Annotated in this window: 11 protein-coding genes; all 11 read right to left on the bottom strand. The window is 71.3% G+C overall.

Annotated features, from left to right (window positions below):
* Nucleotides 1–12: 12 nt before the first annotated feature.
* Nucleotides 13–378: an NADH-quinone oxidoreductase subunit A gene (locus EV384_RS05805; RefSeq protein ID WP_130330841.1), complete on the bottom strand. Its 366-nt coding sequence runs from the start codon at nt 376–378 to the stop codon at nt 13–15.
* Between the two features lie 135 nt (nt 379–513).
* Nucleotides 514–1791, bottom strand: coding sequence for a geranylgeranyl reductase family protein (locus EV384_RS05800; protein ID WP_130340271.1), 1278 nt, complete (start codon nt 1789–1791; stop codon nt 514–516).
* Nucleotides 1792–1924: 133 nt separating this feature from the next.
* The gene (locus EV384_RS05795; RefSeq protein ID WP_130330839.1) at nt 1925–2155 is read right to left on the bottom strand and encodes a hypothetical protein; all 231 of its coding nucleotides are present in this window, start codon (nt 2153–2155) and stop codon (nt 1925–1927) included.
* Nucleotides 2156–2248: 93 nt separating this feature from the next.
* Nucleotides 2249–2959: a demethylmenaquinone methyltransferase gene (locus tag EV384_RS05790; protein WP_130330837.1), complete on the bottom strand. Its 711-nt coding sequence runs from the start codon at nt 2957–2959 to the stop codon at nt 2249–2251.
* A 167-nt stretch (nt 2960–3126) separates the two neighbouring features.
* Entirely contained in the window at nt 3127–4347 is a 1221-nt protein-coding gene (locus EV384_RS05785; RefSeq protein ID WP_130330835.1) for a cell wall anchor protein, read from the bottom strand.
* Between the two features lie 289 nt (nt 4348–4636).
* On the bottom strand, nt 4637–5827 hold the full coding sequence (mqnC, locus tag EV384_RS05780; RefSeq protein ID WP_130330833.1) for a cyclic dehypoxanthinyl futalosine synthase: 1191 nt from the start codon (nt 5825–5827) through the stop codon (nt 4637–4639).
* A gap of 88 nt (nt 5828–5915) precedes the next feature.
* A complete protein-coding gene (gene paaE / locus EV384_RS05775) occupies nt 5916–7052 on the bottom strand; it encodes a 1,2-phenylacetyl-CoA epoxidase subunit PaaE (protein WP_130330831.1) in 1137 nt (378 codons plus the stop codon).
* Nucleotides 7049–7525: a 1,2-phenylacetyl-CoA epoxidase subunit PaaD gene (paaD, locus tag EV384_RS05770; protein WP_130330829.1), complete on the bottom strand. Its 477-nt coding sequence runs from the start codon at nt 7523–7525 to the stop codon at nt 7049–7051. The genes paaE and paaD overlap by 4 nt, the downstream gene beginning before the upstream one ends.
* Nucleotides 7519–8244 carry a 1,2-phenylacetyl-CoA epoxidase subunit PaaC gene (gene paaC / locus EV384_RS05765; RefSeq protein WP_130330827.1) on the bottom strand — a complete coding sequence of 242 codons (726 nt, stop codon included), beginning with the start codon at nt 8242–8244 and terminating at the stop codon, nt 7519–7521. The genes paaD and paaC overlap by 7 nt, the downstream gene beginning before the upstream one ends.
* Entirely contained in the window at nt 8241–8561 is a 321-nt protein-coding gene (paaB, locus tag EV384_RS05760; RefSeq protein WP_130330825.1) for a 1,2-phenylacetyl-CoA epoxidase subunit PaaB, read from the bottom strand. Before paaB ends, paaC begins: the two co-directional genes overlap by 4 nt.
* Nucleotides 8558–9628: a 1,2-phenylacetyl-CoA epoxidase subunit PaaA gene (gene paaA / locus EV384_RS05755; protein ID WP_130330823.1), complete on the bottom strand. Its 1071-nt coding sequence runs from the start codon at nt 9626–9628 to the stop codon at nt 8558–8560. Before paaA ends, paaB begins: the two co-directional genes overlap by 4 nt.
* Nucleotides 9629–9644: the final 16 nt, after the last annotated feature.

Raw genomic sequence — 9644 nt, 5'->3', positions numbered from 1 at the left:
GCCGTGCCTCCCTCAGTCCCAGTCCAGGCCGCCGCGCCGCCAGACGTAGGCGTAGGCGACGAAGACCGCGACGATGAACATGACCATCTCCACGAAGCCGAAAATCGGCAGGGCGTCGAAGGAGACCGCCCAGGGGTAGAGGAAGATGATCTCGATGTCGAAGACGATGAAGAGCATCGCCGTCAGGTAGAACTTGACCGGGAACCGGCCGCCGCCGACCGGCTGCGGGCTCGGCTCGATGCCGCACTCGTACGCCTCGAGCTTGGCCTTGTTGAAGCGCCGGGGACCGGCGAAGCGGGCGGCGGCCACGGAGAACAGCGAGAACCCCGCGGCGAGGGCGAACAGCCCGATGATCGGTGCGTAAGGCGAGAGCGACATCTTTTCTCCTGCTCGTCCTTCCCCTGCCCCTGGTGCTTGACGAAAATCACACTATTCACGTCCCCTCTGACGGCCGCCAGCGGGGGTCGATCTTTGTCCGCGTCCGGGCCCGTCGCCGACCCCGGACGTGACGGTCTAGACGGCTGGTGCCACCTTCGTCATCGCGTTGATGACCCGGTCCATCGAGTCGCCGCCGCGCGGGTCGGTGAGGTTCGCCAGCAGCTTGAGCACGAAGCGCATCAGCGTCGGGTGCGGCATGCCGTGCCTGGTGGCCATCCGCATGATCTCCGGACGGCCGATCAGCTTCACGAAGATCCCGCCGAGCCGGTAGTAGCCGCCGAAGCGGGCCTTCAGCTCCAGCGGGTACGCCATCAGGGCCCGCTCCCGCTCCGCGCCGGCCGGCCGGGCGAGCGCCTGGACCGCGACCTCGGCGGCCAGCTCGCCGGACTCCATCGCGTACGCGATGCCCTCGCCGTTGAACGGGTTGACCATGCCGCCGGAGTCACCGACCAGCATGACCCCGCGGGCGTAGTGCGGAACCCGGTTGAAGCCCATCGGCAGCGCGGCGCCGAGGATCGGCCCCTCCGCGTTCGCCTCGTCGGTCATCCCCCAGTCCTCGGGGGTGTTGGCCAGCCAGTCGGTGAGCAGCCGCCGGTAGTTGGTCTTGCCGAAGGCGGAGGAGGAGTTCAGCACGCCGAGGCCGACGTTGACCCGCCCGTCGCCCAGGCCGAAGATCCAGCCGTACCCGGGGAGCAGGTTGTCGCCGCTGTCCTTGCTGCGCAGCTCCAGCCACGACTCCAGGTAGTCGTCGTCGTGCTTCGCGGGCGAGCGGTAGTAGCGGCGGACGGCCACCCCGATCGGCCGGTCCTCCCGCTTGGCCAGCCCGAGGGCGAGCGGGAAGCGGCCGGAGACGCCGTCCGCGGCGACCACCAGCGGGGCGTGGAAGGCTGCCGGCTCCTTCTCCGGGCCGACCTCGGCCTGCACGCCGATCACCCGGTCGTCGGCGTCGAGCACCGGGCCGGTGACGTTCACGCTGGTCCGCAGCTTCGCCCCGGCCGAGACGGCACGCTGGGCGAGCAGGTCGTCGAAGTCGAGCCGGGTGCGGACCAGGCCGTAGTTGGGGAAGCTGGCCAGATCGGGCCAGTCCAGTTCGAGGCGTACCCCGCCGCCGATCACCCGCAGGCCCTTGTTGTGCAGCCAGCCGGCCTCGGGCGAGGTGTCCACGCCCATCCGGATGAGCTGCCGCACGGCGCGCGGGGTGAGCCCGTCGCCGCAGACCTTCTCCCGGGGGAACTCGGTCTTCTCGAGCAGCAGCACGCGCACGCCGTGCCGAGCCAGGTGGTACGCGGTTGCCGATCCTCCGGGACCGGCGCCCACGACGATCACGTCGGCGTCGTTCTCCACCGCGGTCATCCGCGCCTCCTCCCGCATGCTCGTGAAATCCTTCACAAGCCGATCGGGTTGGAGTCTATGACCGGCGTTACACCCCCGGCCGGTGAGGGGTACCTAACTTCCTGGAAACAGGCCGGTAGGGGTCCACTTCGACTCAGAGGCGGGTGCGGGCGGCGGCGTCCAGACCGGCATCCATCCGGATCGTCTCGGGGAGGTGGTCCCGCAGCGCGCCCCCGGCGGCGCGGTCGAGCGCGGCGAGCACCTCGGCGACCACCTGACGGACGTCGGCGGGGTCGGCGCCGGCCAGCTCCTTGAGCTGCGCGATGAGTTCCGCGGCGTCGTCGTCGGTGGCCGCCCGCGCGGCCGCCTGGTCTGGTCCCGTCATGGGGCGAGCCTACGGGGCAAAGTAGACTAAAAACGGATATTCACGAAACAGCCAGTTTGCGCGGTGGCGCGCGGCCTGCGACGCCGCGTCGGGTCAGTCGCGGATCGCGCGGTGCAGTGCCACCACGCCGCCGGTGAGGTTCCGCCAGGCCACCCGGCCCCAGCCGGCCGCGCCGATCCGCGCGGCGAGAGCCGCCTGGTCGGGCCAGGCCCGGATCGACTCGGCGAGATAGACGTACGCGTCGGGGTTGCTGGAGACCGCGCGCGCCACCGCCGGCAGGGACCGCATCAGGTACGACAGGTAGACGGTCCGGAAGGCCGGGTTGACCGGGGTGCTGAACTCGCAGACCACCAGCCGGCCGCCCGGCCTGGTCACCCGGGCCAGCTCGCGCAGCGCGGCGTCGGTGTCGTTGACGTTGCGCAGCGCGAAGGAGATGGTCACCGCGTCGAAGCTGGCGTCGGCGAAGGGCAGCTTGAGGGCGTCCCCGGCCAGCAGCGGCACCTGCGGACGGGTCCGCTTGCCGGCGTGCAGCATGCCCAGCGACAGGTCCGCGCCCACCGCGTACGCCCCGGAGTGGGCCAGCTCCTCGGTCGAGACGCCGGTGCCCGCGCCCACGTCCAGCACCCGCTCGCCGGGACGTAGGCCGAGCGCGGCCCGGGTGGCCCGCCGCCAGGACCGGTCCTGCCCGAAGGAGAGCACGGTGTTGGTCAGGTCGTAGCGGGCCGCCACGCCGTCGAACATCGCGGCGACCTCGTGCGGCTGCTTGTCCAGGCTGGCGCGCTGGCCCTGCGGGGTACGGCTCACCCCTCCACTCTGCCAGCCGGTCCCCGGCCCACGGTCGACGGGTGCCGGTCACCGGCCGCGGCGGACCTCGCCGTCGCGAGGAACAGCAGGGGCGGGATGGTGACCCATCCCGCCCCTGCTGCCGTGCGTTATGTGAACGGCCCTCGCGGGCCGATGGAGGACGATCGTCAGGCGGTCGGCTTCTCGTCGCCCGGGGTCACCAGGACCACCCGGCGCCGACGGGCGACCAGGAACATCGCCCCACCCGCGGCCAGCACCGCCACGCCGACGCCGCCGATCAGACCGGCCTTGGCGCCGGTCACCGGCAGGCCACCGTCGTCGTTACCGTCGCCGTTGCCACCGCCGGCGCCGCCCTCGGCGGCCACGACGACAGCGTAGCCGTCGGTGTTGTCGCTGGCGTCGATGTCGGCGGCGTTGACCGGGGTCATGTTCTCCGGCAGGTTCTTGATCTCGGTCGACTGGGCGGTGACGCCCTTGGCCGGCATGATCGGCTCGACGGAGACGGTGCCGCCGGTCAGCGCGCCGGCCTTCACGTCCTTGCCCACCGTCAGCAGGTGGTAGAAGCGGCCGCCCGAGACGATGTCGTCGCCGTCCTTCTCGTCCTGGTCCTGCGGGACGAACGGGGCGTCGGCGTAGGCGCAGACCAGCGAGGTCTTGTCCGCGTCGTACTCGCAGTCGTCCTCGGTCTCGGTGAAGGTCACGCCCTTGGGCAGCTTGACCGAGATCTTCAGACCGGCGGTGGCCAGGTCACCCTGGTTCCACGCGGTGTAGATGAGCTGCGCGGTGTCGCCCGCGTGCAGGTCGCCGGCGAGCTGGATCTTGCCGTTCTTGATCGTGACGGCGTTCTTCACGTCGTCCGCCAGGACGGCGAGGTCCGCGCCGCTCTCCTTGGTGAACTCCACCGTGGCGGACTTGGTGTTGTTGTCCTTGCTGGTGTCGTCCTTGGAGATGATCGTGAACGTCACCGGCGCGCTGTACGCCGTGTCCAGCGACTCCGCCATCTTGAAGACCACGACCGGCAGGTCGATGGTCTCACCCGGGCCCGGCAGGCCCGCCTCGTTGGCGTAGCAGGTGAAGGCGCCCGGGTTCTCGCCCTCGCTGTCGGGCTTGCAGTCGGGGTCCGGGAACACCACGACCTTGCTGAAGTCGACCTTGGAGACGTCGATGCGGACGGCCAGTTCGGACGGGGTGTTCTCGCCCTTGTTGGTCACCTTGGCGAAGGCGAGCTTGCCCACGGCGCCGTCGGCGACCCGGGTGCCCACCACATCGAGCGACAGGTCCGTCTCGGTGCCGGCGGCCTGGGCGGGCGCACCGAGCGCGGTGAACGCACCGGAGGCGAGCAGCGCAGCGGCGCCGAGCCGCACCAGCGGCCGGTTACGGAAGTTCATGGAAGAGCTCCCCGTTGGGGTGAAGGAACCTACGAGCGGGCACGTTAGCGGTAGGCGATCATCCTCGCCACCCCCCGCGCCACACCTTCACCACCTGCACGGCTAAGAGTCACTTAAGGATTGTCCGAATTGATGGTTCTTGTTGCGCGTGGCCCCGGACAGCCCTCCCACGAACGGCCACCAGGATCGACCGCTCCGCGCGCCAACCGTCGGCCGTTCGGCTAGCCGTCCGCGTCCCGCGATGTCACCGAGCGTGCGGCCCGACGTCGCGGGACGTCGATGGCAGGGGTCAGTTGACCTCGACGAGCGGGAGCGACTTCCCGGCCCCACCGCCCGGCAGGGCGATCGAGGAGAAGTGCGAGACCACCCGGTCGTCGCTCGGGTCGTCGGCCGGCGTCCGGTGCACGGCGAGCCGGTTGTAGAGGGTGTCCCGCTGCGCCGGGATCCGGTCGGCGGAGCGGATCATCCCGATCAGCTCGTGCAGGTTGGAGCGGTGCCGGGCGCCCGCTGAGGAGATGACGTTCTCCTCCAGCATGATCGAGCCGAGGTCGTCCACACCCATGTGCAGGGCGAGCTGGCCGACGTCCTTGCCCGTGGTCAGCCAGGAGGCCTGCAGGTGCGGCACCGTCTCGAAGAAGAGCCGGGCCACCGCGACCAGCCGTAGGTACTCCAGCGTGGTGGCCTGGGTGCGGCCCTTGAGGTGGTTGTTCTCCGGCTGGTACGTCCACGGGATGAAGGCCCGGAAGCCCTGGGTGCGGTCCTGCACGTCGCGGATCATCCGCAGGTGCTCGATCCGCTCGGCGTTGGTCTCGCCGGTGCCCATCATCATCGTCGCGGTGGACTCGACGCCCTGCCGGTGCGCCAGCTCCATCACCTCGAGCCAGCGCGCCCCGGACTCCTTCAGCGGGGCGATCGCCTTGCGCGGACGGTCCGGCAGCATCTCCGCGCCGGCCCCGGCGATCGAGTCCAGGCCGGCCGCCTTGATCCGGGCGATGGCCTCGTCCAGGCTCACCCGGGAGACCTTGGCCATGTGCAGGATCTCGCTCGGCCCGATGGAGTGGATGGCGAGCTGCGGGTACGCCTTCTTGACCGAGGAGAAGAGCTCCTCGTAGTACTCGACGCCGTAGTCCGGGTGGTGGCCACCCTGGAGCATCACCTGGGTGGCGCCCAGCTCGACCGCCTCGCCGCAGCGGCGCAGGATCTCCTCGGTCGGGTGGGTCCAGCCCTCCTTGTGCTTGGGGGCACGGTAGAAGGCGCAGAACTTGCACGCCGTCACGCAGACGTTGGTGTAGTTGATGTTGCGGTCGATCAGGTACGTGACGATGTTGTCGGGGTAGCGCCGCCGGCGTACCGCGTCCGCCGCCTCGCCGAGGGCGTGGAAGGGCGCCTCGGTGTAGAGCAGCAGGGCCTCCTCGGGCGTGATCCGCCCGCCGTCCGCGCCGCGCTGCAGGATGTCGTCGATCTCCCGGCTCACCGTCACGCCCCCGAGCCTACGTCGCCCCTGGAAGGTCCCCTCCGGGGTGCCCCGCCTCTGTTGTCCATTCCACCCCGTCACCGGGGACCGATGGTCACGCGTCGTAGTCGACCGTCAGCTTGTCGGTCACCGGGCTGGACTGGCAGGTGAGCACGTAGCCGGCCGCCACCTCGTCGGGCTCCAGGGCGTAGTTGCGGGCCATGGTCACCTCGCCCTCCACGACCTTGGCCTTGCAGGTCGAGCAGACGCCGCCCTTGCAGGCGTACGGCAGCTCGCCGCGGACCTTGAGCGCGGCGTCCAGCACCCGCTCGTCGCGGCCCATGGTGAAGCTCGACGAGCGGCCGTCCAGCATGATCGTCACCTCGGCGCCCGCGCCGGGCTCGTCTGCCGGGCGGCGCACCGGCTCCGGCGGCGCGTCGACGTGGAACAGCTCGGTGTGCACCGCCGACTCCGGCAGCCCCCGACCGGTCAGCACCGCCTTCGCGTCCACCACCATCTGGTACGGGCCGCAGAGGAACCACTCCTCGATCACGTCGCCCGGCACGATGGTGTCGAGCAGCCGGCCCAGCCGGTCGGCGTCGATCCGCCCCGACAGCAGCGGCGACTCGCCCTGCTCCCGGGAGAGCACGTGCACCAGGTGCAGCCGGGTCGGGTAGCGGTCCTTCAGGTCGGCCAGCTCCTCGGCGAACATCACCGTGTTCGCCGTGCGGTTGCCGTACACCAGGGTGAAGGTGCTGGCCGGCTCGACGGCCAGCGCGGTCGCGACCAGCGCGAGCACCGGGGTGACGCCGGAACCGGCGACCACCGCGCCGTAGTGGCGGACCCGGTCCGGCGCGAACGCCGTGGTGAAGTGCCCGAGCGGGGGCAGCACCTCGACGGTGTCGCCACCGCGCAGCGCCCCGCAGGCGAACGCGGAGAAGGCGCCGCCGGGGATCTCCCGCACGCCGATCCGCAGCCGGCCGTGCCGGGCCAGGTCGTCCGGGGTGGAGCAGATCGAGTACGACCGCCGCACGTCCTCGCCGTCCGCCCCGGCAGAGCCGGCGAGCCCGGCTCCGCCGGGACGACGCACGGTCAGGTGCTGGCCGGCGGAGAACGCGAAGGCCTCCCGCAGCTCCTCCGGCACGGCGAAGGTGATCGCGACGGCGTCGTCGGTGAGCCGGTCGACGGCGGCGACGGGCAGCGGGTGGAAGGCCGGCCGGCGACGGACCGGTCGGGTGATGGTGACAGTCACAGCGCCTTCAGGTGGTCGAAGGGTTCGGAGCAGGAGCGGCAGCGCCACAGCGCCTTGCACGCGGTGGAGCCGAAGCGGCTGACCTGCTCGGTCTCTGGAGAGCCGCAGCGGGGACAGCGGACGGCGAGGGTCAGCGGCACGACGGTGCCGGCCCGTACCGGCGCGGGCGGGGCGATGCCGGCGGCGGCGAGCTTCGCCCGGCCGCTGTCCGAGATCCAGTCGGTGCTCCAGGCCGGGCTGTAGACCGTGCGGACCTCGGCGTCCGGGTGGCCGGCGGCGGCGAGCGCCCGGCGGATGTCCGCCCGGATCACGTCCATCGCCGGGCAGCCGGTGTAGGTGGGGGTGATGGTGACGACGACCCGGCCGGTGGCCGGATCCTCCTCGACCGCCCGCAGGATGCCCAGCTCGTCGATGGTGATGACCCGGATCTCCGGGTCCACCACCGCCGCCGCGGCCTCCCTCGGATTCACCACTTCGCCCCCGGATGTGCCCGGTGCAGCACCTGCATCTCGGCGAGCAGGAAGGAGAGGTGCTCGGAGTGCATCCCGTCCCGCCCGCCGCCGGGCATCCAGCCGTCCGCCGGCCGGGTCAGCGTGGCCTCGTCGAGCACGGCGGAGACGGTGGCGTCGAAGTCGGCCCGCAGGGTGGCCGGGTCGACCGGCGCCGCCGGGTCCGCCGCGAAGAGCTCATGGGTGTACGGCCAGACCTCGTCGACCGCGGCCTGCATGCGACGGTGCGACTCCTCGGTGCCGTCGCCGAGCCGCTTCACCCAGAGCGAGGCGTGGTCCAGGTGGTACGCGGACTCCTTGCGCGCCTTGGCCCCGATCGCGGCCAGCCGCTCGTCGGCGCAGCCGGCCAGCGCGGTGTAGAGCGGAAGCTGGTACGCCGACAGGAAGAACAGCTTCGCCATGGTCACCGCGAAGTCGCCGTTGGGCAGCTCGACCAGGAGGCAGTTGTGGAACTCCCGGTCGTCGCGGAGGAACGCCAGCGCGTCCTCGTCCCGACCGGCGCCCTCCAGCTCACCCGCGTACGTCAGCAGCAGACGGGCCGCGCCGAGCTGGTCGAGGGCGATGTTGGCCAGCGCGATGTCCTCCTCCATCTCCGGCGCGCGGGAGGTCCACTCGCCGAGCCGCTGCGCCGCGATCAGCGCGTCGTCGCCGAGGGAGAGGACGAAGTCGAAGGGGCCGTTCACAGGTGGGCCACCCCGTCCGGCACCTCGTAGAAGGTGGGATGGCGGTAGACCTTGTCGGCCGCCGGGTCGAAGAAGGCGTCCTTCTCGTCCGGGCTGGACGCGGTGATCGCGCCCGCCGGCACCACCCAGATGGAGACGCCCTCCTGGCGGCGGGTGTAGAGGTCCCGCGCGTTGCGCAGGGCCAGCTCCGCGTCGGGGGCGTGCAGGCTGCCGACGTGGGTGTGCGCCAGCCCGCGCCGCGCCCGCACGAAGACCTCCCAAAGAGGCGAATGTTCCCTCGCGCCGGCCTTGCCGGTTCGCTCGCTGCGCTCGCTCACGCGGCCACCTTCTCCTTGTTCTTCTCCGCGCGCTTCGCGGCATACGCCGCGGCGGCCTCGCGTACCCAGGCGCCGTCGGCGTGGGCACGGCGGCGGTGTTCCATCCGCTGCCGGTTGCACGGCCCGTTGCCCTTGATCACCTGCAGCAGCTCGTCGTAGTCGGGCTGGGTGTAGTCGTACCCCTGGCGCTCGTCGTTCCAGCGCAGGTCCGGGTCGGGGATGCGCAGGCCCAGGATCTCGGCCTGCTGCACGCACATGTCCACGAAGCGCTGCCGCAGGTCGTCGTTGGAGAAGCGCTTGATCTTCCAGGCCATGGACTGCGCCGAGTGGGTGGAGTCGCCGTCCGGCGGGCCGAACATGGCCAGCGACGGGTACCACCAGCGGTCGATGGCGTCCTGGGCCATCGCCTTCTGCCCGGGGGTGCCGTGCGCCAGGGTGTGCAGGATCTCGTACCCCTGGCGCTGGTGGAACGACTCCTCCTTGCAGACCCGGATCATCGCCCGGGCGTACGGCCCGTAGGAGCAACGGCAGAGCGGGACCTGGTTGACGATCGCCGCGCCGTCCACCAGCCAGCCGATCGCCCCCACGTCGGCCCAGGTCAGCGTCGGGTAGTTGAAGATCGAGCTGTACTTCTGCCGGCCGCTGATCAGCAGCTCGACCAGCTCGTCCCGGCTGATCCCGAGGGTCTCCGCCGCGGCGTAGAGGTAGAGGCCGTGGCCGGCCTCGTCCTGCACCTTGGCCAGCAGGATCGCCTTGCGCTTCAGCGAGGGGGCGCGGCTGATCCAGTTCCCCTCCGGCTGCATGCCGATGATCTCGGAGTGCGCGTGCTGGGCGATCTGCCGGATCAGCGTCTTCCGGTACGCCTCGGGCATCCAGTCGCGCGGCTCGATCTTCTGATCGGCGTCGATCACGTCCGCGAAGTACGCCTCGAGGTCCTCGTCGGGGGCCGGGCCGCCGCGCCGGGCCCGGGCGGCGGCCTCCCGCAGCGCCGCCTCCGCCGCCTCGACCTCGCCGAGCAGGCCACCGCCGGGCGCGTCGTCCGGGGCGGAGAAGTCGTTGCCATACATGAGGCCAGTGTTACAG

This window comes from Micromonospora kangleipakensis (assembly GCF_004217615.1).
Taxonomy (GTDB): Bacteria; Actinomycetota; Actinomycetes; order Mycobacteriales; family Micromonosporaceae; genus Micromonospora; species Micromonospora kangleipakensis.
Note: the sequence above shows the minus strand (reverse complement) of the source record. Positions and strands in the feature narration are given on the sequence as shown.

Bases quoted from the DNA above. Each gene is read 5' to 3' on its own strand.
- paaA (WP_130330823.1), bottom strand. From the start codon at position 9,628: ATGTATGGCAACGACTTCTCCGCCCCGGACGACGCGCCCGGCGGTGGC.
- EV384_RS05795 (WP_130330839.1), bottom strand. From the start codon at position 2,155: ATGACGGGACCAGACCAGGCGGCCGCGCGGGCGGCCACCGACGACGAC.
- EV384_RS05800 (WP_130340271.1), bottom strand. From the start codon at position 1,791: ATGACCGCGGTGGAGAACGACGCCGACGTGATCGTCGTGGGCGCCGGT.
- EV384_RS05785 (WP_130330835.1), bottom strand. From the start codon at position 4,347: ATGAACTTCCGTAACCGGCCGCTGGTGCGGCTCGGCGCCGCTGCGCTG.
- EV384_RS05805 (WP_130330841.1), bottom strand. From the start codon at position 378: ATGTCGCTCTCGCCTTACGCACCGATCATCGGGCTGTTCGCCCTCGCC.